Source organism: Pseudomonas sp. HD57-3 (assembly GCF_056113135.1).
Genome location: NZ_CM148568.1, coordinates 5,538,469 through 5,564,303, shown reverse-complemented (window position 1 = coordinate 5,564,303; position 25,835 = coordinate 5,538,469). Strand labels below are relative to the sequence as shown.

The 25,835-nt window shown below is 59.5% G+C and carries 30 protein-coding genes and 2 pseudogenes; 16 read left to right on the top strand and 16 right to left on the bottom strand.

The genetic code is table 11. The annotated features are described in order from the left end of the window. Window positions 1-23 precede the first annotated feature (23 nt). The 3 genes and pseudogenes from AC0R79_RS25185 (at window position 24) to AC0R79_RS25175 (ending at window position 1,988) form a co-directional block, all read left to right on the top strand. The gene (locus tag AC0R79_RS25185) at window positions 24-251 is read left to right on the top strand and encodes a hypothetical protein (protein ID WP_127799812.1); all 228 of its coding nucleotides are present in this window, start codon (window positions 24-26) and stop codon (window positions 249-251) included. 147 nt (window positions 252-398) lie between these two features. Next, window positions 399-680, top strand: a pseudogene (locus tag AC0R79_RS25180) (PAS domain-containing protein); the annotation flags it as partial. A 204-nt stretch (window positions 681-884) separates the two neighbouring features. Continuing rightward, window positions 885-1,988: a methyl-accepting chemotaxis protein gene (locus AC0R79_RS25175; RefSeq protein WP_375748051.1), complete on the top strand. Its 1,104-nt coding sequence runs from the start codon at window positions 885-887 to the stop codon at window positions 1,986-1,988. Here AC0R79_RS25175 and AC0R79_RS25170 read toward each other — a convergent pair. The 5 genes from AC0R79_RS25170 to norR form a co-directional block, all read right to left on the bottom strand. Then, window positions 1,985-2,734: a YkgJ family cysteine cluster protein gene (locus AC0R79_RS25170; RefSeq protein WP_433898474.1), complete on the bottom strand. Its 750-nt coding sequence runs from the start codon at window positions 2,732-2,734 to the stop codon at window positions 1,985-1,987. The two genes, AC0R79_RS25175 and AC0R79_RS25170, sit on opposite strands and share 4 nt — an antisense overlap. Window positions 2,735-2,821: 87 nt before the next feature. Next, window positions 2,822-3,139 (bottom strand): hypothetical protein, encoded by a 318-nt coding sequence (locus AC0R79_RS25165; protein WP_474732071.1) that lies wholly within the window; start codon window positions 3,137-3,139, stop codon window positions 2,822-2,824. Between the two features lie 61 nt (window positions 3,140-3,200). Then, window positions 3,201-3,659 (bottom strand): GNAT family N-acetyltransferase, encoded by a 459-nt coding sequence (locus AC0R79_RS25160; RefSeq protein ID WP_474735187.1) that lies wholly within the window; start codon window positions 3,657-3,659, stop codon window positions 3,201-3,203. A 27-nt stretch (window positions 3,660-3,686) separates the two neighbouring features. Beyond that, a complete protein-coding gene (locus tag AC0R79_RS25155; RefSeq protein ID WP_007956731.1) occupies window positions 3,687-4,589 on the bottom strand; it encodes a chemotaxis protein CheV in 903 nt (300 codons plus the stop codon). 124 nt (window positions 4,590-4,713) lie between these two features. Beyond that, window positions 4,714-6,267 carry a nitric oxide reductase transcriptional regulator NorR gene (norR, locus tag AC0R79_RS25150; RefSeq protein ID WP_127799804.1) on the bottom strand — a complete coding sequence of 518 codons (1,554 nt, stop codon included), beginning with the start codon at window positions 6,265-6,267 and terminating at the stop codon, window positions 4,714-4,716. Between the two features lie 163 nt (window positions 6,268-6,430). On the opposite strand from norR, the gene hmpA reads away from it, so the two are divergent. The 11 genes from hmpA to AC0R79_RS25095 all read left to right on the top strand — a co-directional run bounded on the left by hmpA (window position 6,431) and on the right by AC0R79_RS25095 (window position 16,045). Next, window positions 6,431-7,612 (top strand): NO-inducible flavohemoprotein, encoded by a 1,182-nt coding sequence (gene hmpA / locus AC0R79_RS25145; protein ID WP_474732068.1) that lies wholly within the window; start codon window positions 6,431-6,433, stop codon window positions 7,610-7,612. A gap of 204 nt (window positions 7,613-7,816) precedes the next feature. Next, window positions 7,817-8,377 (top strand): ester cyclase, encoded by a 561-nt coding sequence (locus AC0R79_RS25140; RefSeq protein WP_474732066.1) that lies wholly within the window; start codon window positions 7,817-7,819, stop codon window positions 8,375-8,377. A gap of 25 nt (window positions 8,378-8,402) precedes the next feature. Next, window positions 8,403-8,912, top strand: a complete 510-nt coding sequence (locus AC0R79_RS25135) for a disulfide bond formation protein B (RefSeq protein ID WP_007956723.1) — start codon at window positions 8,403-8,405, stop codon at window positions 8,910-8,912. Window positions 8,913-9,736: 824 nt separating this feature from the next. Then, entirely contained in the window at window positions 9,737-10,678 is a 942-nt protein-coding gene (gene cyoA / locus AC0R79_RS25130; RefSeq protein ID WP_085606895.1) for a ubiquinol oxidase subunit II, read from the top strand. Between the two features lie 3 nt (window positions 10,679-10,681). Continuing rightward, entirely contained in the window at window positions 10,682-12,712 is a 2,031-nt protein-coding gene (gene cyoB, locus AC0R79_RS25125; protein WP_127799800.1) for a cytochrome o ubiquinol oxidase subunit I, read from the top strand. Window positions 12,713-12,715: 3 nt separating this feature from the next. Further along, entirely contained in the window at window positions 12,716-13,342 is a 627-nt protein-coding gene (locus AC0R79_RS25120; RefSeq protein WP_007956720.1) for a cytochrome o ubiquinol oxidase subunit III, read from the top strand. Then, entirely contained in the window at window positions 13,342-13,677 is a 336-nt protein-coding gene (gene cyoD, locus AC0R79_RS25115) for a cytochrome o ubiquinol oxidase subunit IV (RefSeq protein ID WP_007956718.1), read from the top strand. Before AC0R79_RS25120 ends, cyoD begins: the two co-directional genes overlap by 1 nt. A 10-nt stretch (window positions 13,678-13,687) precedes the next feature. Further along, on the top strand, window positions 13,688-14,575 hold the full coding sequence (cyoE, locus tag AC0R79_RS25110; protein WP_007956716.1) for a heme o synthase: 888 nt from the start codon (window positions 13,688-13,690) through the stop codon (window positions 14,573-14,575). 125 nt (window positions 14,576-14,700) lie between these two features. Next, window positions 14,701-15,045: a toxin gene (locus tag AC0R79_RS25105; RefSeq protein WP_065261338.1), complete on the top strand. Its 345-nt coding sequence runs from the start codon at window positions 14,701-14,703 to the stop codon at window positions 15,043-15,045. After that, window positions 15,042-15,356, top strand: coding sequence for a helix-turn-helix domain-containing protein (locus AC0R79_RS25100; protein WP_375747851.1), 315 nt, complete (start codon window positions 15,042-15,044; stop codon window positions 15,354-15,356). Before AC0R79_RS25105 ends, AC0R79_RS25100 begins: the two co-directional genes overlap by 4 nt. Window positions 15,357-15,553: 197 nt before the next feature. Next, entirely contained in the window at window positions 15,554-16,045 is a 492-nt protein-coding gene (locus tag AC0R79_RS25095) for a RidA family protein (RefSeq protein ID WP_007956714.1), read from the top strand. Window positions 16,046-16,114: 69 nt separating this feature from the next. Here the strand turns inward: AC0R79_RS25095 and AC0R79_RS25090 are convergent, their stop codons facing one another. The 4 genes from AC0R79_RS25090 to AC0R79_RS25075 form a co-directional block, all read right to left on the bottom strand. Beyond that, the gene (locus tag AC0R79_RS25090; RefSeq protein WP_127799796.1) at window positions 16,115-16,819 is read right to left on the bottom strand and encodes a hypothetical protein; all 705 of its coding nucleotides are present in this window, start codon (window positions 16,817-16,819) and stop codon (window positions 16,115-16,117) included. A gap of 173 nt (window positions 16,820-16,992) precedes the next feature. Beyond that, the gene (locus tag AC0R79_RS25085) at window positions 16,993-17,517 is read right to left on the bottom strand and encodes a hypothetical protein (RefSeq protein WP_474732061.1); all 525 of its coding nucleotides are present in this window, start codon (window positions 17,515-17,517) and stop codon (window positions 16,993-16,995) included. A gap of 64 nt (window positions 17,518-17,581) precedes the next feature. Beyond that, window positions 17,582-17,986, bottom strand: a complete 405-nt coding sequence (locus tag AC0R79_RS25080; RefSeq protein WP_474732059.1) for a GNAT family N-acetyltransferase — start codon at window positions 17,984-17,986, stop codon at window positions 17,582-17,584. A gap of 45 nt (window positions 17,987-18,031) precedes the next feature. Then, entirely contained in the window at window positions 18,032-18,937 is a 906-nt protein-coding gene (locus tag AC0R79_RS25075; protein WP_007956710.1) for a LysR family transcriptional regulator, read from the bottom strand. 102 nt (window positions 18,938-19,039) lie between these two features. On the opposite strand from AC0R79_RS25075, the gene AC0R79_RS25070 reads away from it, so the two are divergent. Then, on the top strand, window positions 19,040-20,227 hold the full coding sequence (locus AC0R79_RS25070) for an acetylornithine/succinylornithine family transaminase (RefSeq protein ID WP_474732054.1): 1,188 nt from the start codon (window positions 19,040-19,042) through the stop codon (window positions 20,225-20,227). On the opposite strand, the gene AC0R79_RS25065 is transcribed toward AC0R79_RS25070, so the two are convergent. The 5 genes from AC0R79_RS25065 to AC0R79_RS25045 all read right to left on the bottom strand — a co-directional run bounded on the left by AC0R79_RS25065 (window position 20,221) and on the right by AC0R79_RS25045 (window position 24,137). Then, window positions 20,221-20,475, bottom strand: coding sequence for a Txe/YoeB family addiction module toxin (locus AC0R79_RS25065; protein ID WP_011335833.1), 255 nt, complete (start codon window positions 20,473-20,475; stop codon window positions 20,221-20,223). The genes AC0R79_RS25070 and AC0R79_RS25065 overlap by 7 nt on opposite strands. Further along, window positions 20,472-20,726 carry a type II toxin-antitoxin system Phd/YefM family antitoxin gene (locus AC0R79_RS25060; RefSeq protein ID WP_474732050.1) on the bottom strand — a complete coding sequence of 85 codons (255 nt, stop codon included), beginning with the start codon at window positions 20,724-20,726 and terminating at the stop codon, window positions 20,472-20,474. Before AC0R79_RS25060 ends, AC0R79_RS25065 begins: the two co-directional genes overlap by 4 nt. Before the next feature lie 199 nt (window positions 20,727-20,925). Continuing rightward, the gene (locus AC0R79_RS25055; RefSeq protein WP_474732046.1) at window positions 20,926-22,845 is read right to left on the bottom strand and encodes an alkaline phosphatase D family protein; all 1,920 of its coding nucleotides are present in this window, start codon (window positions 22,843-22,845) and stop codon (window positions 20,926-20,928) included. A gap of 71 nt (window positions 22,846-22,916) precedes the next feature. Continuing rightward, a complete protein-coding gene (locus AC0R79_RS25050) occupies window positions 22,917-23,663 on the bottom strand; it encodes a hypothetical protein (protein ID WP_474732043.1) in 747 nt (248 codons plus the stop codon). A 120-nt stretch (window positions 23,664-23,783) separates the two neighbouring features. After that, complete coding sequence (locus tag AC0R79_RS25045; RefSeq protein WP_474732042.1) at window positions 23,784-24,137, bottom strand: hypothetical protein; 354 nt, start codon at window positions 24,135-24,137, stop codon at window positions 23,784-23,786. 119 nt (window positions 24,138-24,256) lie between these two features. Between AC0R79_RS25045 and AC0R79_RS25040 the strand changes: the two genes are divergently transcribed. Continuing rightward, window positions 24,257-25,003: a hypothetical protein gene (locus AC0R79_RS25040; protein WP_474732040.1), complete on the top strand. Its 747-nt coding sequence runs from the start codon at window positions 24,257-24,259 to the stop codon at window positions 25,001-25,003. A gap of 24 nt (window positions 25,004-25,027) precedes the next feature. On the opposite strand, the gene AC0R79_RS25035 is transcribed toward AC0R79_RS25040, so the two are convergent. Both AC0R79_RS25035 and AC0R79_RS25030 read right to left on the bottom strand, forming a co-directional pair. Continuing rightward, a complete protein-coding gene (locus AC0R79_RS25035; protein ID WP_127799778.1) occupies window positions 25,028-25,393 on the bottom strand; it encodes a hypothetical protein in 366 nt (121 codons plus the stop codon). A gap of 110 nt (window positions 25,394-25,503) precedes the next feature. After that, a pseudogene (locus tag AC0R79_RS25030) lies at window positions 25,504-25,683 on the bottom strand (hypothetical protein); the annotation flags it as partial. Between the last annotated feature and the right edge of the window lie 152 nt (window positions 25,684-25,835).

The window sequence follows — 25,835 nt, the reverse complement described above, 5'->3', positions numbered from 1 at the left end:
TCTTTTTGCTTCGCGGAGCTTTCATGACTTCCCCAATCGACAACGCTGTGAGCGATGTCCCGGCAGAGCTGGCCGAGGCCGGCGAATCCAAGCCGACCATTCCTGCGTTCAAGTTTCCGTTCAAGCCAGGTGAGCTGGCGGCTGGCAAAGCGGCCAAGCAGCCGCAGTTCAAGGGCAAGGACGGTGATCGTCACGCCAAGATTCCGGGTGTGGCGCCGTCAGGCACTCGCCGTTCGATGGGCAAGCGCTGATTCATTCCCGCCTCGGCCCTCGCTGTGATTTTCGGTCACAGTGATGGCTAATTGCTCAGTTCCTGAGCCAGATCAACGTTTAACCAGTTAGTGCGCTTAGAGTCAGCAGCCCTGCCGACTCTTTCCAATAAAACGAGCGCGCTTTCCATGAAGATCAATCTCCCGGTGACCGGGCGCAATGTCGATGTTGCGCCGGATGCGAACATTCTCTCGACCACCGATCTGACCAGCGCGATCACCTACGCCAACGACGATTTCATCAAGATCAGCGGTTACAGCCGCGACGAGCTGCTGGGTGCGCCGCACAATTTGCTGCGTCATCCGGACATGCCGGCGCAGGCGTTTGCCCATATGTGGCAGACGCTCAAGCGTGGGCGGTCGTGGATGGGGCTGGTGAAGAATCGTTGCAAGAACGGTGATCACTACTGGGTCAGTGCCTATGTCACGCCGGTCACGCAGAACGGTGCGGCGGTGGAGTATCAGTCGGTGCGCACGCGGCCGGATGCGCGGCAGATTGCGTCGGCAGAGCGGGCGTATGCGCAGTTGCGCGAGGGGCGGGTGGCGCGGTGGCAGCGGCTGCCGAGCCTGAGTTTGCGGGCGCGGATCATGGTGTTGACCAGTTCGGTGCTTGCGGTGGTGCTGGGGATTGAAGCCTGGCTGCGGCCGGAGTCCATCGGGATCGAAGCCGCTGCGTTGGTGGCCGGCAGTGGTGCGTGTGCGCTGGGCGTGGGTTGGTTGCTGCGGCCGCTGGAGCGTCTGACCGAGCGTGCGCGGGTGATTGCCGACAACCCGTTGAGTCTGGGGATTTATACCGGGCGGCGGGATCAGTTCGGGCAGATCGAGTTTGCGTTGCAGATGCTCGAAGCGCAGGTCGGTGCAGTGGTGGGGCGGATCGGTGATGCCTCGCAGCGGTTGGCCGGGCATGCGGCGCAATTGGTGGATCATCTGCACAGCAGTCACACCAGCACGCTGGCGCAGCAGGCGGAAACCGATCAGGTGGCGGCGGCGATTCATCAGATGGCGGCCAGTGTGGCCGAGGTCGCCAGCCATGCGCAGCAGGCGTCGGTGGCGGCGGATATGGCTGGGACGGAAACCCGTGAAGGTCATCTGCTGGTCGGCGAAAGTCGCAGTGCGGTGTTGCGGCTGGCCGAGGAGTTGGGGCGGGCGACTGAGGTTATTCATCAGCTCGAAGGCCACAGCAGTGAGATTTCCGGAGTGCTGGAGGTGATTCGCAGCATCGCCGAGCAGACCAATCTACTGGCGCTCAACGCGGCGATCGAAGCGGCGCGGGCCGGGGATGCCGGGCGCGGGTTTGCGGTGGTAGCCGATGAGGTGCGCGGTCTGGCCCAGCGCACTCAGCAGTCGACCAACGAGATTCAAAGGATGATCAGCACCCTGCAAAACGGCGCGCGGGATGCGGTGCTGGTGATGCAGCAGAGCAGCGAGCATGTGGATAACAGCGTCGAACAGGCGCAGCGTGCGGCCCGGGCATTGGACGGCATCAGCGGACGGGTCGAGCAGATCACCGAGATGAGTCTGCAAATCGCGGCGGCGGTCGAGGAGCAAAGTGCGGTGAGCGAGGACATCAACCGTAACATCGTCAGTATTCGCACGGCCTGTGAATTGACGGTGGATGAGGGGCGGCAGAGCCAGCTCAACTCACAGGATGTGGCGGGGCTGGCGGGGGATTTGCGTTCGCTGGCGCGGGAATTCTGGGGGCGGCGGCAGGGCGCTTAGGCTGCTCGCAGTGAAATGAACGCGTAGGTCTGCGGCGGTTCGGACACCACTTGTGCCCCGGCCGCCCGCACTTGCCCGGCGATGTCGTCGCCGGAGACATGGAACAGCCATTCGCTGGAAACTTCGCTCAATGGCTGCGCCGTGACCTGATCGATCACCGAGGCAAACGCGCCCATGTCCGGCAGGTACGCGGTAAAACCGTCGCCCTTGAGCGCGGTGGTGCGGATGCCGAGCAAGCCGCAGATCGCATCCTTGATTCGGATGTCGTCGCGATCTGCCTGGCGGGAACGCTGGATCAGCGTCACCAGTTCCTGATCCACCAGTTCACCGCCGACGATCAGGTCCGGTCCTTGCTCCCACGACTCCGGCGGGCAGTCCTTGGCGGCGGGGTTGAGTGGGATGTGCGGATTGATTTCGGCGGGATAGATACGGCACACCAGCGGCCGGCGTTCATAGATGCGGCACAGCTTGTCTTCGTCAAGATTCCGGCAGGGGCCGACGTTGTAGGCGGCGAAAGTGATCGCCACATGGGCGTCGGACATCCCGCTGCGCACCACCGCCGAACGCCGTTGCGCATGTTCGCGCTGCTGTTCCGGCAGGCCCAGGCCGTTGGCGAGAAACGCCTCCACCAGCACGATCACCTGACCGCCGTCGGCCGCCCACATGCGGGCTTCGGCCAGGGTCAGGGGCACATGGTGATCGGTGCAGCATTTGCCGCAACCTACGCAGGAAAAGGTCGTATTCATTGAGCGGGCAATCTTCAATCAGGGTATGAATCGGCGACATAAAGCCGCCGTACAGGCCCGGAGTGAAGCAAGTTGTGCGCCATTCGCTCAGGGCTTGGCGGTCGGGCGGATCGAGTCCCATTCGGTGACGTACGCGGTTTTGGACTTCTTGTTGTACAGGCACAGCTCGGTGCCTTGCTGGCCCTTCATGTGTTTTTGCGGGTACTGGCCTTGCAGCAACAGGGCGGTGTAGCCGACCCGGTCATCGAATTGCGCGGCGTTGCCGACCGGTTTGGCGTTTTTCAGGCCGCTGGCCTTGGTGCAGCTGGCGAGCACGGTTTTGTCGTAGGCCGCCCAGGCGTCGGGGCTGGAGGCGTGGGCCAACGGGGCGATGAGGCAAAGCACGGAGAGGGCGAGGCGTTTCATGGTTCGGGCATCCTTGGAAGTTGATCGCCAAGGTTGGAGTATGCCGCAGGATTTTAGTTTGTCAGTCCGGCACCAATTCCCGGCGAACCACGTACATTCCAGACATTTCGTACAAGCGCTGCGCTCGCCGGTTGTCTTCCAGCACCTTCAGGTCGACATATCCTTCGCGTCGATCCTGAAACGCCTTGAACGCATGAAGCAACAACGCCCGACCCAGTCCACGGCCCTGGGCGCGAGGATGCACCACCAGATTCTTGATGTAGGAACTGGTCCAGCATTGCGCCACGCCGATGACGCCGTCGGCATCGCTGGCGATGAAACACAGTGCCGGATCGTATTCCGGATCGTTTTCGAACTGCTGTTGCCAGACGTCCAGCGCCGGCACCCGACCACCGCCTTCGCGGTAACCGATTTGCATCAGTTCATGCACGGCGGATGCGCGTTCGGCGCTGTAGGTCGTGAGTTCGATACCGTTCGGCCATTCGATGGCGGGCACGTCCTGGCTCAGGTCGCGCCGCATCAGGAAGCAGAACGTCTCGCTCAAGACTCAGTGGCCTTGGGCCGCGACGAATTTGGCCGCTTCGATCAGGCAGTGGGTCAGCTCCGGCGAGGAGAACTTGGTCAGCACGCCGTTGGCGCCGGCGAGGCGGGCCTTTTCGCTGTTCATCGCGCTGTCCAGCGAGGTGTGCAGCAGCACGTAGAGGTGAGCGAAGTCCGGGGTTTCGCGCAGGGTGCGGGTGAAGGCGTAGCCGTCCATCTCGGACATTTCGATGTCGGAGACGATCAGGTTGATCTGCTGCGCCGTGCCTTGCAGGTCCAGCAGGCAGTCGATGGCTTCCTTGGCGCTGCGCGCGGTGTGGCATTGCAGGCCGAGGTTGCGCAGGGTGTGCACCGATTGCTGCAGCGCCACCTGGCTGTCGTCGACCACCAGAATCCGCGCGTTGCCCAGGACTTCGGCGTCTTCCATGCTCAGCTCGGTCGGGGCCATTTCGATCTGCGCCGGGGCGATGCCGTGGATGACTTTTTCGATGTCCAGCACCTGCACCAGCGTGCCGTCCACCGAAGTCACGCCGGTGATGTAGGCGCGCGAACCGCCGGAACCGAACGGCGGCGGTTTGATGTCGGTGGTCAGGCAATGCACGATCTTGCTCACCGCCTGCACGTGCAGGCCCTGTTTCGAACGGCTGACGTCGGTGACGATCAGGCAGCCGCCGTTCGGATCTTCCAGCGGCCGCTCGCCGATGGCGCGGCTCAGGTCGATCACCGACAGCGAAGCACCGCGCAAAGTGGCGATACCTTTAACGTGCGGGTGTGACTCCGGCAGCTTGGTCAGCGGCGGGCAGGGGATGATTTCACTGACCTTCAGCAGGTTGATCGCCATCAGCTTGCCGCTGCGCAAGGTAAACAGCAGAAGCGAAAGTGAATCTGCGCGGGCTTTGTTGGAAGACATAAAAACCTTCTGTGGAAAAAGGTGAGCGGCAATCGCACGGATCGCCAGCAGGTATCGATGCCGGGTTATCGACTTGTAACCGGCAGGCTTTAGGGATTCTGGCGCCAATCCGACGGCGGGACTTTTATTTCATCCCCAACCGCTTCGCCATCCGCCCCAGATTCGCCCGGTCCAGCCCCAGTTCACGCGCGGCACTGGCCCAGTTGTCCTGATTGCGCTCAAGCGCTGCACTGATCAGCTGCCGCTGATACTGCTCGGTGGCTGCACGCAGATCTCCGCTGATCAATGGCAGGGCGGCAGTCGCTTCGGACGGCATCGGCGAGTTATCCACAACCTCGCGCGGCAGGTCGAGATCCATGGCGCTCAGGCTGAGAATCTTCGGCCGCACCTTGCAGTTGCCCAGCGCCTTCAGCGCGCTGCGCCCAATCAAATGCTCCAGTTCCCGCACATTGCCCGGCCAGGTGTAGGCCAGCAACGCTTCCTGGGCATCGCTGTTCAGGCGCAGGCTGTTGAGGCCCATGCGCGAGCGGTTCTGTTCCAGGAAGTAACCGCTGAGCAACAACACATCGCGCCCCCGGTCACGCAGCGCCGGGACCCGCAACGGGTAGACGCTGAGGCGATGATAGAAGTCGGCGCGGTAGCGGCCGCTGCGTACTTCTTCGGCCAGGTCGCGGTTGGTCGCGGCGATCAGGCGCACGTCGACCTGATGCTCCTTGTCCGAACCCAGGCGCTGCAACTGGCCGCTCTGCAACACCCGCAACAGCTTGGCCTGGACGGTCAGCGACAACTCGCCGACTTCATCGAGAAACAGCGTGCCGCCATTGGCCAGTTCGAACTTGCCGCGCCGGTCGCTGGTGGCGCCGGTGAAGGCGCCGCGCACGTGGCCGAACAGTTCGCTTTCCACCAGCGTGTCCGGCAGGGCCGCGCAGTTGAGGCTGATGATCGGTTTGTCGGCGCGCTTGGAAGCGGCGTGGATGGCCTGGGCCACCAGTTCCTTGCCGACCCCGGTTTCCCCGGTGATCAGCACAGTCAGGTCGCTGCCGCCGACCAGGTTGATCTCTTCCACCAGCCGTTTATGCGCTTTGCTCTGGCCGATCATTTCACGGTTCTGCTGACCGCTGGCCTGGCGATAGACCTCGGCGCGCTGGTGTTCGTCCTCGGCGCGGATGGCCAGGCGTTCGATGCGTTCGGCGGCATTCACAGTGGCCGAGGCGAGGCTGGCGAAGGCTTGCAAGGCGTCGAGTTCGATCGGCTCGAAACGCTCTGGATCGAGTGCGTCGAGGGTAATCAGACCCCAAAGCTTTTCATCGACGAACAACGGACAGCCGAGGCAGTCGTGAACTTCAAGATGATCGTCGAGGCCGTCTACCAGTCCGTCATACGGATCGGGCAAGTCGCTGTCGGCGGCAAAACGGGTCGGCCCTTCGCCGGCCAGCAGCACTTCAAAGCGCGGGTGTTCGCTGACCTTGAAGCGTCGACCAAGAGTGTCGGTGCTCAAGCCATCCACCGCCAGCGGCACCAGCCATTCACCATCGAGGCGCAGCAGTGCGGCGGCATCGCAGGGCAGCAGGGCGCGCATGGCCTCGAGCAGGCGTCGATAGCGCTCGCCTTCGGGCAGTTCGCGGGACAGGTCGGAGACCAGTGGGAGCAGGGCGGTGAGCAATGATTTGGCGGACATAGGCTTGTAGTCAAAGAGACACGTTGTAGTCGAAGCGACTATAGAGTGGCTTGTGTCGATCTGACTACATAATTTTCAAGCTATTGATTTATATAGAAAAAATAGTTGGCACGAATACTGGAATGGATAAGGCACTTTTAGAGAAAGCTCAGGAGTCACCCTTATGCTTAGCGTCCAGGATCGTGCCATCGTCAAATCCACTGTGCCTCTGCTGGAAAGCGGCGGTGAAGCGCTGATCACCCATTTCTACCGGATGATGCTCTCCGAGTACCCGGAAGTCCGCCCGCTGTTCAACCAGGCCCACCAGGCCAGCGGTGACCAGCCCCGCGCCCTGGCCAACGGCGTATTGATGTACGCCCGCCACATCGATCAACTCGACCAGTTGGGCGATCTTGTGGCCAAGATCATCAACAAGCACGTAGCCCTGCAAATCCTGCCGGAACACTACCCGATCGTCGGCACCTGCCTGCTGCGCGCCATCTCCGAAGTACTCGGCGAAGAAATCGCCACGCCGGAAGTGATGAGCGCCTGGGGCGCAGCCTACGGTCAACTGGCCGATATCCTGATCGGCGCCGAAACCGCCATTTATGACCAGAAAGAGCAAGCCGTCGGCGGCTGGCGCGGGGCGCGTGAATTCATCGTCGCGGCCAAGGTCGAGGAGAGCGCGGAAATCATTTCGTTCTACTTCGAGCCAGCGGACAAAGGCCCGATCCTCGCAGCCGAGCCAGGCCAGTACATCGGCATGAAGCTGATCCTCGACGGCGAAGAAATCCGCCGCAACTACTCGCTGTCGGCCCTGGCCAACAAAGGCCAGTACCGCATCAGCGTCAAACGCGAACCGGGCGGTCGTGCCTCCAATTACTTGCACGATCAACTGCACGTCGGCGCCAGCATTAAGCTGTTCCCGCCATCGGGCGAGTTCACCCTGACTGCCAGCGACAAACCGCTGGTGCTGATCAGCGGCGGCGTCGGCATCACTCCGACGCTGGCGATGCTGGAAGCGGCGCTGGAAACCGAGCGTCCGGTGTACTTCATCCACAGCGCGCGCAACGGCAGCGTGCACGCGTTCCGTGACTGGATCGATGGTCTGGCCGCGCGTCATCCGCAGCTCAAGCGTTTTTATTGCTACGCCGAAGATGACGGCGTGAGCCCAGCGGCGGACAAGGTCGGATTGTTGAGCGAGGAGCAACTGGGCAAGTGGCTGCCGGCGGAGCGTGATGTGGACGCTTACTTCCTGGGGCCGAAAGGTTTCATGGGAGCGATCAAGCGTCACCTGAAGGCACTGGGTGTGCCGGAGAAGCAGAGCCGTTACGAGTTCTTCGGGCCGGCTGCTGCTCTGGAATAATCCGGAACCGAGTCGCCTTCATTCGCGAGCAAGCTCGCTCCTACAAGTTTGATTCTTGTGGGAGCGAGCTTGCTCGCGAAGGCCATTACTCGGCCCTGATTCTTAAATTCTGTTTAAAGGTTAATCGTTTCTTAACCGGTTTATCGTTTATTCCCCGATGCTGATGATAGGCGCTCGTTCGTTTACATGATCAGGATCGCCCCCATGTCGCACTTCGCCTCTTCCCGTCGTTTCAGCCTGGCCACGTTGGGCCTGTCGGTGGCCTTGTTGTCCAGTCCGTTCGCGTTCGCCGAATCCGCCTTGATCGAACCCCAGACCCTGATCGTCGATCAGAGTCTGCCCAAGGCCCTGCGTGATGCGATGGAGCTGGCGGCGCGGCGTTACGGCAGTTTCTGGAACACGGGCGAAGAGGCGCTGGCCACCGCCGCCCTGTCGCCGCAGTTCGTCGACAAGACCCCGCCGGAAGGCCGGGTGCAGGGGCCGACCGGGCCGCTGCTGGCGTCGAAGTTCTTTCGCACGGCGGTGCCGGACTTGAATTGCGAGATCGAGCAAATGATCGTCGCCGGGGATCGCGTGGTGGTGCATCTGCACTTTCGCGGGCATTTCACCGGCACGTTCAAGGCTCTCAAAGGGCAGGGCCAGCGTGTAGACTTCCGGGCAACCGATATCTATCAGATCGACAACGGTCGCATCGCGGCCAATTGGCATATCGAAGACAACATCAGCCTGATGGCGCAACTGCAAGCGCAGCCGCCGGCCAGCTGAACCATGGACATGAAAGGGAAACGCGATGAGCGAGGAAACGATTCGATTGGGACGTGAGCGGCGCTATCTGGTGTTGCTGGGCATCATCTGCCTGGCGCTGATCGGCGGCGCGCTGTACATGCAGATCGTGCTGGGCGAGGCGCCGTGCCCGCTGTGCATCCTGCAGCGTTATGCGTTGCTGCTGATCGCGCTGTTCGCGTTCATCGGCGCGGCCATGCGCACCCGGCGCAGCATCACGGTGTTCGAGGTGCTGGTGGTGATTTGTGCCATCGCCGGGGCCGGTGTCGCCGGGCATCACGTGTACACCCAGTTCTATCCGGCGGTGAGCTGCGGCATCGATGTGTTGCAGCCGATCGTCGATGACCTGCCGCTGGCGAAGATCTTCCCGCTGGGCTTCCAGGTCGACGGTTTCTGCTCGACGCCGTACCCGCCTATCCTCGGCCTGTCGCTGGCGCAATGGGCACTCGTTGCCTTCGTGCTGGTGGTGATCCTGGTGCCGCTGCTGACCTCGCGTAACCGAAAAGCGTTGCGCTGAATCAACTTTTCGGCGCGTGCGCCGATAAACCAAACGCCTCGATTTGCGGTGACGCAGATCGAGGCGTTTTGCATTTCAGGGTCTGTGTGAAAACACCGTGACGAACGGCAAGGAAGGGTGCGACAGGTGTGCGACATGTTGTCACACAGGCCGTGTCGCAGCTCGTTTCACAGGCCCGGATTGGAGTGCTGTTACAAAAAAGGATTGGTCTGTTTCAGCGTTTTTCGGTTTTTGCACGCGTGTGCCGGATCAGGCAGTTTTAACAGAGTCCGGCAGATGGCCAAAAGCCTTGGCATATCGGGCTTTGCGCGGATCGCGCCGTGGGAAAAAGCCCTCGGAGCTGTCTGAACTGAGGCCGATAGACCTACATTTTTTGGTGTTTTTGTTGAGAATCGATTTCGATAACATGCGGAACTTTTGCAAAAACGGTGATGGATTGTTGCTCAGAGCGATAAAAATTATTTCGGGATAAGACATGGTGTATAGGGCGCTACCTATCTACAATCGCCCGCACTGAATTCCCGGCACTGTTCAGCCTTTATTAAGGAGGCGAGCAGGAAGTCGGGTGTCGAGCAGCCGAGAGGCTTGCGAGACACCCAGGTGTCGGTGCCTTCCAACTTTCCGCACCAAATGGAATTGGTCTGTAACAAGGCCTTTGACCACGAATTCGAATAAGAACTGACCGCTGTCCCAGGTTTTGTCGAGCGTCTGACGCGCGACGGGCGGCCCTTATTCAATCCAAAGAAAATGCCAACCCTTGGCAGGGTGAAGTGTTGGCGATCAAAACCCAACTGCATTGCGCAAGCTGCTTTAGAGGTCGTGAGATGAGTAAAAACAGGTACCCCAGATTACTAGGCCTAGTGCCGCTGCTCGGCACGTTGTTGCTGGGAGGCTGCAACATGACCTTGCTCAATCCAACGGGCCAGGTCGGCCTGGAACAGCGCAACCTGATCATCACCGCCACGCTGCTGATGCTGTTGGTCGTTGTGCCGGTCATCGTCATGACCTTCCTGTTCGCCTGGAAGTACCGCGCCTCCAACAAGAACGCCGTCTACACCCCGAAATGGTCGCACTCGACCAAGATCGAAGTGGCAGTCTGGACCATTCCGGTCCTGATCATCATTGCCCTGGGTTACATCACCTACAAGTCGACCCACTCGCTGGATCCGTATCGTCCGATCGAATCCGACGTCAAGCCTGTGACCATCGAAGTGGTCGCGCTGGACTGGAAGTGGCTGTTCATCTACCCGGAACAAGGCATCGCCACGGTCAACAAGATCGTGTTCCCGGCGCACACGCCAGTTAACTTCCGGATCACTTCGGACGCGGTGATGAACTCGTTCTTCATCCCGGGCCTGGGCGGCCAGATCTACGCGATGGCGGGCATGACCACCAAGCTGCACCTGATCGCTGACCGCAACGCTGAAATGGACGGCATCTCCGCCAACTACAGCGGCGCTGGTTTCACCGGTATGAAATTCAAAGCGATCGCAACTTCTCAGGAAGATTTCGACGCCTGGGTAAGTGAAGTCAAAAAGGCACCTAAACAGCTTGAACCAGCTGAATACGCAGCCCTTGCCAAGCCAAGCCAGAACAATCCAGTCGAGCTCTACTCCTCGGTCACGCCGAACCTGTTCCAGACCATCGTCGACAAGTACGAAGGCATGAAACCGGGCAAGCCGCTGAAGCACGAGAAGAAAGAGAAAGAAGTGGCGGCAACGGATATGGACTCGAATTCGCATTCAGCTGCCGGGGCAGAGGAGTAAACGATGTTTGGTAAATTAAGTTGGGAAGCGATCCCTTTCCACGAGCCGATCGTGATGGTCACCATCTCGATGATCGCGCTCGGTGGTCTGGCGTTGTTCGCTGCAATCACCTACTTCAAGAAGTGGACTTACCTGTGGACCGAGTGGCTGACTTCGGTCGACCACAAGAAAATCGGCGTGATGTACATCATCGTCGCCATGGTCATGCTGCTGCGCGGTTTTGCCGACGCCATCATGATGCGTACCCAGCTGGCCATGGCCACCGAGGGTTCGCCTGGCTACTTGCCACCTGAACACTATGACCAGATCTTCACCGCTCACGGTGTGATCATGATCATCTTCATGGCGATGCCATTCTTCACCGGCCTGATGAACCTTGCAGTGCCGCTGCAGATCGGCGCGCGTGACGTTGCGTTCCCGTTCCTGAACTCCCTGAGCTTCTGGCTGCTGGTGTCCGGCGTCGTGCTGATCAACCTGTCCCTGGGCGTCGGCGAATTCGCCAAGACCGGCTGGGTTGCCTATCCACCGCTGTCGGGTCTGCAATACAGCCCTGGCGTGGGGATGGACTACTACATCTGGGCGCTACAGCTATCGGGTCTGGGTACAACGTTAACGGGGGTTAACTTCCTCGCGACCGTGCTGAAAATGCGTACCCCTGGCATGAAACTGATGGACATGCCGATCTTCACCTGGACCTGCACCTGGGCAAACGTTCTGATCGTGGCTTCGTTCCCGATCCTGACCGCTACCCTGGCACTGCTGACCCTTGACCGTTACATGGATTTCCACATTTTCACCAATGAACTTGGTGGCAATCCAATGATGTACGTCAACCTGTTCTGGGCATGGGGCCACCCTGAGGTTTACATCCTGATCCTGCCGGCGTTCGGCATTTTCTCGGAAGTCATCTCCGCCTTCACCGGCAAGAAACTGTTCGGCCACCACTCGATGATCTACGCCTCGGGCGCGATCTCGGTACTGGGCTTCATGGTTTGGCTGCACCACTTCTTCACCATGGGTTCGGGTGCCAGCGTCAACGCCTTCTTCGGTCTGGCGACGATGCTGATTTCCATCCCGACGGGTGTGAAACTGTTCAACTGGCTGTTCACCATCTACCAGGGCCGTCTGCGCTTCACCAGCCAGGTTCTGTGGACCCTGGGCTTCATGGTGACCTTCGCCATCGGCGGCATGACCGGCGTACTGCTGGCCATCCCGGGTGCTGACTTCGTTCTGCACAACAGCCTGTTCGTGATCGCTCACTTCCACAACGTGATCATCGGCGGCGCGGTATTCGGCTACATCGCAGGCTTCGGCTTCTACTTCCCGAAAGCGTTCGGCTTCAAGCTGCACGAAGGCTGGGGTAAAGCAGCGTTCTGGTTCTGGATCTCGGGCTTCTTCGTCGCGTTCATGCCGCTCTACGCTCTGGGCTTCATGGGCATGACCCGTCGTCTGAACGCCACCACCAACCCTGAGTGGGTACCGTACCTGTACGTTGCCATGTTCGGTGCGGTGATGATCGCTGTGGGTATCGCCTGCCAGCTGATCCAGCTGTACGTGTCGGTGCGTGACCGCAACAAGCCGGAAAACATGTGCGAACACGGTGACCCGTGGAATGCCCATACCCTGGAATGGTCGACCTCGTCGCCACCTCCGTTCTACAACTTCGCTGTACTGCCAAAAGCAGACTGCATCGATCCGTTCACCGAGGCCAAGGAAAACGGTACTGCGTACAAGGCTCCGGCCAAGTACGAACCGATCCACATGCCGAACAACACCGCCACTGGCGTGGTGATGGGCGCACTGCTGACCGTGTTCGGTTTCGCGATGATCTGGCACATCTGGTGGTTGGCAATCGCCAGCCTGGCCGGCACTGTCATCTACTTCGTGATCCACGCAGCACGTGACGATCAGGGCTACATGGTGCCGGTCGACGTGATCGAGCGCATCGAAGCCGAGCAGCACAAGCGTCTGGTAGCGGCCGGGAAGATCCCAGCTTCCGCAACCCGTGTTGAAACCAAGTTGGAACAGGCTTAAACAATGTCGAACTTAGTGACCAATGCTGGACACGCCCATGGTCATGACCATGGGCACGATGACCATCACCACGACTCGGGCGAGATGACCGTATACGGTTTCTGGCTCTACCTGATGACCGACTGCATTCTGTTTGCGTCGATCTTCGCGGTGTACGCGGTACTGGTAAACAACGTCGCCGGTGGCCCGTCGGGCCACGACATCTTCGAACTGCCATACGTGCTGGGCGAAACCGCTCTGCTGTTGTTCAGTTCGATCACCTACGGCTTCGCCATGCTGGCGTTGTACAAAGGTAAAAAGCAGCAGGTTCTGGGCTGGTTGTTCATGACCTTCCTGCTCGGCGCAGGCTTCATCGCCATGGAGATCAACGAGTTCCACCTGCTGATCTCCGAGGGCTTCGGTCCTAGCCGTTCGGGCTTCCTGTCGGCGTTCTTCACGCTGGTCGGTACCCACGGTCTGCACGTGTCCGCCGGTCTGATCTGGATGGGCATCATGATGTACCAGGTCAACAAGCACGGCCTGACGGCGACCAACAAGACCCGTCTGAGCTGCCTGAGCCTGTTCTGGCACTTCCTGGACGTGGTGTGGATCTGCGTATTCACCGTTGTTTACCTGATGGGGACCCTGTAATGGCTAATGCACACTCCCATGACAGCCATGATGCTGGCCACGGCAGCGTAAAGTCGTACGCCATCGGCTTCATCCTGTCGGTAATCCTGACCGTCATCCCGTTCGGCCTGGTGATGTTCCCGACCCTGCCGAAGTCGACGACGCTGGCAATCGTCCTGCTGTTCGCCGTGATCCAGGTGATCGTTCACCTGTATTACTTCCTGCACCTGGACCGTTCCATCGCTCAACGTAACAACGTGATTGCGTTCGTCTTTACGGCCATCGTGATCGTGCTGCTGGTCGGTCTGTCGCTGTGGATCATGTTCAGCATCCACACCTACATGATGGCGAAGTGAGGTAAACCCGATGTCGCTCAAGCACTTTATCCAAATCACCAAACCGGGGATCATTTTCGGTAACGTGCTTTCTGTGGCAGGCGGGTTTTTCCTGGCCTCGAAAGGGCATGTCGATCTGGCCGTGTTTCTGGCAGCCATGATCGGCACTTCCCTGGTTGTGGCCTCCGGTTGCGTGTTCAACAACTGCATCGACCGCGACATCGACCTGAAGATGGAACGCACCAAGAACCGGGTGCTGGTCCAGGGCTTGATCTCCCTGAAACTGGCCCTGGTCTATGCGACCGTCCTGGGTGTCGCCGGCGTTGCGTTGCTGTACAAGGTGGCCAACCCGTTGGCTGCCCTGTTCGCCGTGATCGGCTTCATCATCTACGTCGGCTTCTACAGCCTGTACCTCAAGCGCAAGTCGGTTCACGGCACGCTGGTGGGCAGTCTGTCGGGCGCCATGCCGCCGGTGATCGGTTACGTGGCCGTGACCAACAGCTTCGACATGGCCGCGCTGACCCTGCTGGTGATGTTCAGCCTGTGGCAGATGCCGCATTCCTACGCCATCGCGATCTTCCGCTTCAACGATTACCTGGCCGCATCGATTCCGGTGCTGCCAGTGAAGCGCGGAATCCAGGTGGCCAAGAAGCACATCCTGATCTACATCCTGGCCTTCCTCGTGGCGACCTTGATGCTGACCTTCAGCGGTTACGCCGGCATGAGCTACCTCGCCGTCGCCGCGGCCATGGGCATGTACTGGCTGTACATGGCCTGGACCGGCTACAAGGCGGTGGATGACACGGTCTGGGCACGCAAGCTGTTCGTGTTCTCGATCTTCACCATCACCGCGCTGAGCGTCATGATGTCCCTGGACTTCAAGGTGCCGACCGAGCTGCTGCTGACGTACGCGCCGTAAGGTTCGAACGTTGTACGAGAAACCCCGTTCATCGAGAGATGAGCGGGGTTTTTTGTTGAGGATTGTTTATTCGCCGCGAAAGGTGTTTATTGTTCAGCTATAGGCAATTTGCTTATAGTTTTTGAATGAGAACAGTATTCTTTGAAACCACACTATTCACCGCAAACCTGGGTCATTACCTCACGGACGACGAATATCGTGAGCTGCAGACCTACATGCAAAGCAATCCGCATGCAGGCGATGTCATGCCACGAACAGGCGGCTTCCGAAAATTGCGTTGGGTTGATGTTCGTCGTGGCAAGGGCAGGCGAGGCGGCTTGCGAGTTATCTATTATTGGCTTATGAATGATGGCCAGTTCTGGATGTTTGCGATTTATGACAAAGATGAGCTTGAGAATTTGACCGCCGAGCAAGAGAAGGCGCTCAAGGGAGCTATAGAGAAAGAGTTGAAAACACGAGGTACCCCATGAAAAAACGCGACCTGTTTGCAGAATTGATGCAGGGCGTTGATGAGATGGCGGCTCAACGCGAAGGAAAAATCACGCTACGTAATACGACACTAAAGGACAAACCCGCTCCTGAAGTCGGTGCTCATGAAATCGTAGCGCTACGGGAAAAACTGCACATGTCACAGGCGGTTTTTGCCAGGCGAATCAGGACAAGTCCAAGCACTCTGAGAAACTGGGAGCAGGAGAAATCGAAGCCCAACGCTCAGGCTGCCTTGCTGATCCGTTTGGTGGAAAAATTCCCTGACATGGTCGAGCGATTGAGTGCTGTTTAAAGTCATTTCCAAGTCTAGATAAAGCCCCGCACGGTTTATGTCGTGCGGGGCTTTTTCGTTGTAGCAGTCACGGGTTGCGGCGCACTGGCAAAAGACCTAGATTTGGATCCAACCCTGTCAGTTATGGCGCCAGCACTGTTCGGCGCTCGACTGTCGTAATCTGCGGTTTTCATGCATCGATCAAGAGGCTGGGCGAAATGACTGAGAGGATGACCTGCGACGAGCGCTTCATTGCCCTGGCAAAAGAGCTGAATTACGACATCAACGGTGAGAACACGGTGGGTGGCAATTACGCGCCGTTGATCCGTCATCACGATGAGATTTACATCAGCGGCATGGTGCCGCGCACCGAGGGCAAGATTCAGTATCCGGGGCGGGTGGGGCAGGAGCTGACGCTCAAGGATGCGCAGGCCGCGGCGAGTATCAGTGCGATGCGTTGTCTGGCCTTTATCGTCGATGCAGTCGGTTCGCTGGACAAGGTCAGGTCGTTGTTGCGGGTCACGGTGTACGTGAAGTCCACGCCGGATTTCGTTGACCTCAGCGAAGTCGCCAACGGCGCGTCGGATGTATTCAGTTATGTGCTGGGCGATGTCGGGCGCCATACCCGCACCACCGTCGGCGTCTATCAGTTGCCGAAAAACGCAGCCATCGAAGTCGACATGATTGCCGCCGTGCACCCATCGGCATAACCGCCAATCTGCGGACAACAAAAAGCCCCGCCTGAATTTCAGAGCGGGGCTTTTTCGTCAGCGCCGGTATTACTGGGCGGCGATGCTGTAGCCATCAAACGCGGTCTGCTGTTGCAGCGCGGTGATGATGTTTTTGCGGTTGATCGCGTGCTCGGTGCCGGCGTTGTCGACGAAGGTTTCGCCTTCGATTTCCGCCTCTTCGCCTTCACCGACGAAGGTGAAGCCGAGGAACTCCAGCGCCTCGCGATCCACGCTCAGGCGCGAACGCGGTGTGCGCATTGGCAGGGTCACGCTGATGCCGTCCTTGCTGATGCTGAACACTTCGACGTCTTTCTTGGCGCGTGCGGCCTTGCTCTTGCCGCCGCTCGGGCTGCTGATCGCTTGGTGAGTCTGGTTCAGAACCTTGAGGGCCAGGCCGTAGACGATTTCCTGGAACGCCGGATCGTCCTTGAAGCTGGACAGGATGCGGCTGATCGGGAACTTGCTGCTGAGGTCTTCGAGGGCGGCGATGTCGGCGGCTTCGGCGTCCTTCAGGCGCTTGAGTTCGCCCATCAGCTCGTAAGCCTGGTCGTCATCGAAGCGGTCGTGGGCCTGACGGATCGCGGCGCGCAGTTCGCGGATCTGATCGCTCTCGCGGCTCGACTGGAACGCGTCCAGCACCATCTCGCTGATGATCTTCGCCTGTGGGATGTGTTGTGAAAGATTGATGGAGTTTTCGTATTCCGCTTTGGACGACAGAGTGACTACGGATTCAGCGGTGTTGAAATCGGACATTGAAATTTCACTACTTTTTTAACTTGAGATGAGACGAGAAAGCGCGGGGGGCTTTTTCAGGCCGACTAATTTAGGGGAGCGCGACGGCGTTGTCACGGAGCAAGGGGCCGGCGGTGCCGATTATTTATCCGGATGATTTGTGAAGGGCAACCAGACACCGCGCGCGCCTTGGCTCATTCATTGGCGACAGCGTTCTCCGGTAGCCGCCGGGATGTCAGGCCACGCAGCGTCCAGTAGAGCTTCAGAGAACGGGTGCCGATCAGGCCGCACATGAAGCCCGCAATGCCGCCCTTGAGCAGCAGCATGTCCGGTGACGCGGAACGCTCCGGATTCACGTCATTCTGGTAACCGAAGTAGTAGTTCGCGGAAAAGAACATCAGGTACATGATCAGGATTTTTGTGGTGCCCGGCATGATCAGCCCTTTCGCAGAGTCGTCGAGCACCACGCCCCGGCGGGAGAACACCAGCCAGGCCGAGAGACCGCCCAGCAACAGCGCGCCGAGCCAGATGCTGAAAAACAAGGCCGGGTTGATCGACAGGTTCAGGGAGTACAGCGACCACGCCAAAAACGCCGGGGGTGTTATCAGCATAGAGGCACGGCTTTCGCGGCGGGGAGAGAACGCCTTTATACCGAAGCAAACCACCAGCAGAAAAATCAGGTAAACCCGTATCGGAGTGTTTTGCAGAATCGTGAGCATTGCGCAGCATCCATGCTGGAAAAGGAGGAGGGTGGAGCATAGTCGGGGTCACAGTAACCGTCGGCTATTTCAGTCGCAAACGCTCCATCGCGATCACCGATGTTTCAAACCCCAGGCTGGCAAAAAACGCTTCCGCGCCTTCGCGCCCGGCACGCAGGACCCAGGTAATGTCGCTGTTGTCGCCCATCACATGTTCGACCAGCGCCCGCCCGATGCCCGCGCGCCGGTGTTGCCCGTCGACCACCACCATCGACAGGTAACCGTTGGAGATCCCATCGGTGATACCACGGGCGAAACCGACAATCTGCTGGCCGCTCAATGCAACGGCAGTGCGTTGGGAGTTCTGGATGAGCTGTGCGAAATGTTCGGCGGTGCCGGTGCGATGGCCCCAGCCGTTCGCCTCCAGAAACTGCCTTGCTGCCTCCACTTCCGTGGGCATGAGGTCGCGTATTGAAATGTCTTTGTTCATTCGTTGATCCCGTCCCTGGTGTATTTCCAACAGTAGTCGCGTTGCCTACGGTCTGCCCCACATCTGCATGGCGAACTCGACGAAGCGACGCAGTTTAGGCAACCGATAGCGATCCGGCGCGTAAAGCAGATGCATCGGGCGGTTCGGCGGCTGATAGTCCGGCATCACCACGACCAGTCTGCCGTCGCGCAGGTCCTGTTCCACAAGCGCGTCCGGCAGCATCACGATGCCCATGCCGGTGCGCGCGGCCTGATGCAGGCCGGCGGAGCTGTTGATCAGCATCGGGCCTTTGACGTCGACCATGATTTCGCCGTCCGGGCCGCTGAGGCGCCACTGTTTTTCCACCGATTGCCAGTCATCGCCGGCGGGGTAGGCGAAGGACAGACAGTCGTGTTGGCGCAGTTCTTCAGGCGTGAGCGGCATGCCGCGTCGGGCCACGTATTCCGGGGAGGCGCAGACGGTCAGGGTGTAGTCGATCAGCGGGCGGGCGATCAGGTTGGACTGGTCGAAGTGGCCCAGTCGGAAGGCCACGTCGAGGCCGCTTTCCAGCAGGTCCGGGCGGCGATTGGTCAGGATCACGTCGAGTTTGACCTGCGGACATTGCAGAGAAAACTCACTGAGCGCCGGGGCCAGGCGTTCGACGCCGAAGGTCAGCGGCGCGGTAACCCGCAGGATGCCGCGCGGTTCATCAAGCGTCTGCTCGGCGAGGCGTTCGGAGTCGGCGACAAGACCGAGCACTTCCAGACAGCGCTGGTAGTAAACGCTGCCGAACTCGGTCAGTCGCTGGCGGCGGGTGGTGCGTTGCAGCAATTGCACGCCGAGCCGTTGCTCCAGCGCCCGCAGGTGATTACCCACCATGGTCGTGGACATTTCGCACTGCAGCGCGGCCGCCGTCATGCTGCCGGACTCCACAACCTTGACGTACACGCTCATCGACTGGAACAGATCCATTATCAAGCCCGGCTTTTAAATGATTGAAGTTTTGCCGAGTTTATCCAGTTCAGGTGGATAACCATACTGCCAGCACCTCTCACCTCGCTGGAGTTTGCCGACATGACCGCCGCCCTGATGAACACCTATCAACCTCTGGATTTGAGCTTCATCAAAGGCCTGGGCACCCGACTCTGGGATCAGGCAGGCCGCGAATATCTGGACGCGGTGGCGGGCGTGGCGGTGACCAATGTCGGCCATTCGCACCCGCGCATCGTGTCGGCGATCAGCGAGCAGGCGGGATTGCTGCTGCACACCTCCAACCTCTACAGCATCGACTGGCAACAGTCGCTGGCGCAGAAGCTGACACGGCTGGCGGGGATGGAGCGGGCGTTCTTCAACAACTCCGGTGCCGAGGCCAACGAAACCGCGCTGAAACTGGCGCGTCTGTACGGCTGGCGCAAAGGCATCGAACAGCCGCTGGTGGTGGTGATGGCCAACGCATTTCATGGTCGTACCCTCGGTACCTTGTCCGCCAGCGATGGCCCGGCGGTGCGCCTGGGTTTCAATGACTTGCCCGGGGATTTCGTCAAAGTGCCGTTCGGCGATCTTGCGGCGCTGGAGCAAGTGCAGCGTAAGCATGGTCAGCGGATCGTGGCGATTCTGGTCGAGCCGATCCAGGGGGAAAGCGGCGTGCAACTGGCGCCGCCCGGCTACCTCAAAGCCCTGCGTGAATTGTGCAACCGTCACGCGTGGCTGCTGATGCTCGACGAAATCCAGACCGGCATCGGCCGTACCGGTCGCTGGTTTGCGTTCCAGCACGAAGGCATCGTTCCAGACGTCATGACCCTCGCCAAGGGCCTGGGCAACGGCGTGCCGATCGGCGCCTGTCTGGCACGGGGTCGGGCGGCCGATCTGTTCACCCCCGGCAGCCATGGCAGCACCTTCGGCGGCAATCCACTGGCGTGCCGGGTGGGCTGCACCGTGCTCGAGATCATCGAGGAACAAGGTCTGCTGGAAAATGCCAGGGTTCAAGGCGAGCGCCTGCTGACTCGCTTGCGTGCAGAGCTGGCGGACAATCCGAATGTGCTGGCGATTCGCGGGCAAGGGCTGATGATCGGCATCGAACTCAAACAGCCGATCCGCGACCTGACACTGATTGCCGCGCGGGATCATGGCCTGCTGATCAACGTCACTCGCGGCAAGACGATCCGGCTGCTGCCACCGCTGACGATTGATGAGCGGGAGGTGGGGATGATTGTCGGAGGGGTTGGCCGTTCCCTGAGCCATGTCTCATCCCTCGGTCAGTAGTGAAATCTGCAAGTTATGACGCAGATTTCGCCGTCTACGATTGCATAGACCAGGCGATGCTCGGCAGTTATCCGCCGTGACCAGAAGCCGCTCATGTTGTGCTTGAGCGGCTCCGGCTTACCCAAGCCTTCAAAGGGTTGGCGCTGGATCGCTTTGATCAGAAGATTGATTCGTTTGAGACCGGCCTTATCGTTTTGTTGAAACCATAAGTAGTCTTCCCAGCCCGTTGGCGTGAACTGGATTTTCATTCTTCAATCAGTTGCCTGACTTTGGCTTTTCCAGCGCGCATTTCGCCGATCGATTTGATCAAGCGCTCGGCATTGGCCGGAGAACGCAGCAGATAAGCCGTTTCTTCCAGCGCGTTGTATTCGGCCAGAGACATCATGACTACAGGCTCGCCTTTTTGGCGGGTTATCAGAAGTGGGGCGCAGTCTTCATTCACGCGATCCATGGTTTCAGCCAAGTGCGCACGAGCTGTGGTGTAGTTGATAGTGTCCATGTTGTAGTCCTCGCTTGATGCAAAGAACGTACAGAAATGAGTACAGGATGACAAGGCGATTCCTACCCGTGGTTGCGCCGCAGATGGGCTGCCTGCGGTGTGCTGAGTATCACCGAAGTCTCATCGAGACGTTTCTGGGTCTTCTGTAAGCTGATTCCGGCGAGCCTGCCATCCTTCTCGCTCTCTACGTGAGATTTTTCTAATCAGGGTAGTCCGACAAATCCGGTGCCAGCATCCGGGTCTTCGGTGCGCCGTTCGCGTTGTGCTGGATGATGTCGTTCGGCTGCCCCTGTTGATTGAAAAACACCTGGCCGATCCCCGCCGAATTCCACAGCCGTTCACCCGCTTCGGCGTGTTCCGGCACGTACGGGACGATGCGCATGCGGCGGCGTTTGGTCAGCCAGTTGAGCGGCGAGCGTGGTGAGTAGAGCCAGCGGTTGAGGCGGTCGAACCATTCCAGCAGGGTAGGCGGGAACTCGTTCTTGATACCGCTGCTGGTGATCTGCCAGATGCGCGGGCCGGCCTTGCGGTGTCGGATCAGGACTTCGTAGACGAAGGAATAATGCACGTCGCCTGACAGCACCACGTAGCTGCCCGGTGTACGCGAGTGTCGGAAAATGTTCAGGATCACTTGGGCTGCGCCGCGATGGGCCATCCAGTTTTCTGCGTCCACCAGCAGTGGATAACCGCACCAGCTGAACACTCGCTGCACGGTTTCGATCAGCTTCACACCGAAGATCGGTGCTGGCGACACGATGATCGCCGAAGGGTGGTCGAGCAGTTCCTGCTGCAGTTCGCTCAAGGCTTCCCAGTCCAGCAAACCCGACGGTTGCTTGAGCGCCATTTCGCTGCGCCAGCGTCGGGTGCGAGTGTCGAGCACCACCAGCGCCGGGCTGGTTGGCATTACGAAATGCCATTGCTGAAAGCGCAGCAGTTCCTCAATCAGTTCGTCCTGCACGGGAGCGTCGAGATAGCGGTCGTCACCGCTGGCGCTCAGGCCGCGGGTTTTCTCCAGCACTGCGCCGAATGCATCCGGATTGTTGCCCCAGCCCTGACACAACATGTAGGCGATCAGCGCGTTGCCGATGATGCGCTTGGAGAACGGGTGGCCGTAGGCCGTTTCCTCCCATTGCGCGGACAGGTTCCAGTCATCGGTGATGTCGTGGTCGTCGAAAATCATCAGGCTCGGCAAGTGCGCCAATGCCCGGGCCACCTGGCCGAGGCCGGCCTTGAACCCGTCGATGCGGGTCTGTTCGAGGGCATAGCGCTTGAGGCGTTCCGGCGTCAGTGTCGGCGGCTGCGGGTTGACCAGTGCCCAGGGCGTTGGCGACCACACCAGCAAATACATCGCCATGACTTCGGCGAAGGTCACTAGGTGATTGTCGGCGCTGCTGCTGGTGAAAATCGGCTTGCGTGCACCGCCGAAGAAGCGCTCGCGCAATGTCTCGTTGCTCTCGAGTGCCGGCAGCAAATCCGCACGATGGTAGTAGCTGGCCGGATGTTCATAGAGCTTCGCGCTGTCGCTGACCACCGCGCCTTCGAGGTGCTCACCGAACAGACCGAGGCGCTCGATCAGGGCATGAATCGCCCGCAACATCGGACCGGCAACATCGTCGGCGTAAACCTGATCGCCGCTCATCATCAACAGGGCGGGACGTTGCTGCGGATCGGTTTCGGCGGCCAGCAACCGGTCAACGCAGAGCAGGCCGTCGGCGGCCGGGTGATGGGGCTTGCGGCAGGAACCGTGGAGCAACTGGTCGATGCGCGAACGCAGGACGAAGTTCGGGCCGCTGGCGTTGTCGTAGAGCAGGTGTGGCGCCCAGTCGGCGATGGGCTTCTGGCCATCGATCAACAGGTCGTAGTCGATGCGGGTGTCGCAGGGCAGGGCGGTTTCCAGCGGAACGTCGATCAGGTGAACAAACGCCCGGGTGCCTACCGGAATGACCGTGCATTTCCCGGCATCCAGTGGAATGTCTCCTACACCTTGCAGGCGCAAGGTCAACGACAGTTCGCGGCTGCCGACCAGCCAAAGCACTAAGCGCGTCGGTTCCAGTCGGCGCAGCAGTGGCCCGGCCAGAACAGCAGGCAACGGGCTCAGGTCATCAGGTGTCGGAGGCATCGGGGGAAAAGCTCAAGGCGCACAGGCCGGCGATGATAGCGCAGCCGGCGCCTCGAACCCTTAAACCAGGCTTAAGAGCCCGCTTTTTCCAGCTTCAGCGCCAACAGGCGCCATTCGGCAGGCGTCGCATCGACTCTTGGCTGTTCCTGTACGGAGCAGTCGAAGCGGTACGTCACATCGTCGCCATTCATGTTCCGCGCGGTGACGGTGTTGCTGAAGGTGTAGACCTGATCCTTGAAGCGTTGCGGCGTCAGGCTTTTGCTGTCGGCAAACCGGGCAGATGCGGGGAAGCGCAAGGTGCTGGTCACGAACGGGCTGCACATGACATACGCGAGCATCGACTTGTCGCCTTGCGCATCGGCGCGCAATTTTTTGCTCAGCGCCGTCAGTGCCTTGCGCCCCTCATCGTCACTCTGGTCGATCACGGTTTGCACCGACATCGTCTTCGGCGCGCGACTGGCGTAATTCGGCAGCAACGCGGAATCCGCTGGAGAGGGCTTGTTGTCCGGCTCGATAGCGGCAAACACCGGCGCATCTTTCAGCGCAGCAGAACTTGCAACTGCCTCGGCTTCCGGCAGCAACGAGGTCGGTTCGGCTTCCTGCTGTGCCACGACGTTTTCAGTCTGCGCGGCTTCGTAGCGATGCGCCGACGGGAACAATGAAAAAGTGATCGCCAGCACCACCATCGAAACAATGAAACCGCCCGCGACACCGACCAGGTTGGCGTAAAACAGATTCCAGCTGCCGCGGTTTTTCACTACCCAGCGCCACATGAAACCCCAGGCCGCGACAAATGCCAGAAAACGCAAAAACTCCATTCGATCCTTTCCTTAAACCTGCAAAACCTGAATTCAGCGCTCGCAGTGCTGAGATGGGCGGCAAGATAGCAAAATAGACATCCGCTGCTACAGCAACCATCGCATTCAACGCCGGCAAAATTATTTGAGTGCAAAAAACATGAATGTTGTCAGGCCGGCCACGGTGCCGCAAAGACCTGCCAGTAGCTGACGCGCAACAGGATGTTCGACCTGCGATCGATGGGATACCAGCATCCATACACCCACCAGCGCCGCAGCGGTTGTCAGCATCTGCAGCACTGTGCCCATTAGCCCGGGTATGGGCGGCCGGTCCGCCCCGAACAGGCGAATGTAAAACTCCGAGATCACCACGCCTACCATCATGCCGCTGGCGGCACCGAGCACATTGGCGAGGATCAGATTCCAGGCACCACGTTGCCTGACGACCCATACCCACATGGCCGCCCAGGCAAAAAACATAACGGCTATTTCCATCGCATTCTTCCTTCGGAATCGGTGTTGATCAGGCCCTTGGCACCTTGCTCGACAGTGGACGGCAAGATAGCAAAATAGTAGCGTCGCGCCACTGACTTCATCTCCGTAATGGACTACTCATGCCTGCTCTCAAAACCTGCCGTCTGTTTTGTGCGTTCGTCCTTGCTACCACGCTGACTCCGGCATTCGGCGCCTGGAAAGAGCACCCGGAAAACAGCTGGAAGTATTACCTCGCCAACTGTCAGCGAATGCAGGAAAAAATGGCCGACGTCCAAAACGGTCGCGTGCCCAGCGCCTTTGAGGTGACGGGCGATCTGGAGAACAGCCAGGGGAGCATGAATGAGCACCGCCCAAACCTGCCTCCCCAGTACCTCGCCTCCCGGGAATTCGCTCAATGCGAAAACGTGGCGGCCGAGGCCGATGCGATGATTGCCCGTGGCAAAGCCGAGTTCGCCGACAGAATGAACCAGGCTGCCGAGCAAGGCCGGATCGCCCACCAGAACTCCCCCGAATACCAACGTGCCCGTTCACTCGGCTACAGCGATGTCGGTGAAATCTCCTTCCTCAAACTTCACGAAGACATGGACGGCGAAGCACGCCTGAAAACCATGATGATTACCGTCGATGAAGTCTGCGGCCAATACTTTCGTGCCACGCAATATGTGAAGCCGTATGTGATCTACACCGTTCGGCCGTCGGATGGCGGGTGTGGTGAGGAAAAGCGCGTGGCGATTGTCGGCGGAAGGTCGGTTGAGAAGGGTGATTACATCGATGAGCGGGGCGAGTTTCAGTATGTGGGCTGGAAGAAGATTGTCGGTGCGGACGGGTTTGCGTCGGATATTCGGGTGTTGAAGGCTCGGCGCTGACTGCAAAACAGCCACGCCGTCCAGTCACGTGTGGGGGAAGTAATTCACAGCAAGAAACAGCAGGGTCGCCATGCCGGCGGCCAAGCCACACACCGCGCCGAGCAACTGACGTGCAACCGGATGTTCGGGTTGACGGCGATTGGCAATCCACAGCCATACCCCCGCCAGAACGCCCGCGCTGGTGATGAACACCCCCAGACTGCGATGCAGGTTGGGTGTCGCCATTGACGTACCAATGACTGCGTCGTAAATCAGCGTGAACACAATGCCGGTAACCACGCCACTTCCGGCGCCGGCAAGGTTGGCCAGCAACAGGTTCCACTCACCCCGTTGCTTCACCACCCACAGCCAGGTTCCAGCCATCACCAGCAAGCACAACACAGCATCCATTTTGGTTTATTCCCGATTGCGCGATAACAGAGGCGGTTGACGGGCCTCTAGCGAGTGGACGGCAAGATATCAAAATAGAAGCTTCGCGCCACTTGCTTCATCTACGTAGCTTAAAGAATGTCCTTCAAATAACCCTTGAGCGCGAGGAGCGGCTGATCCAGCTGCTCCAGCGACTGCGCCTGACTGAAGTCGGTCGACAACTTGTGCAGTTCCCGCCCCAACGGTTTCTCGACGCCACCCAACGCATCCATCGCCAGCGCCAGACACTCATTCATCTTGAACTGGCTGGTTCTACTGTAGCTCGGGATCCCGGCATTCCCCACCATAGGAACTGCTACGATTATCGCGTAGACGAACATTGGAAAATAAACAGGCGCGAATCTGAGACGCGTCCGAATTTAAAAAAGAGCCGCCAGGGAGCCGTTAAAAATGGCCACCGCTT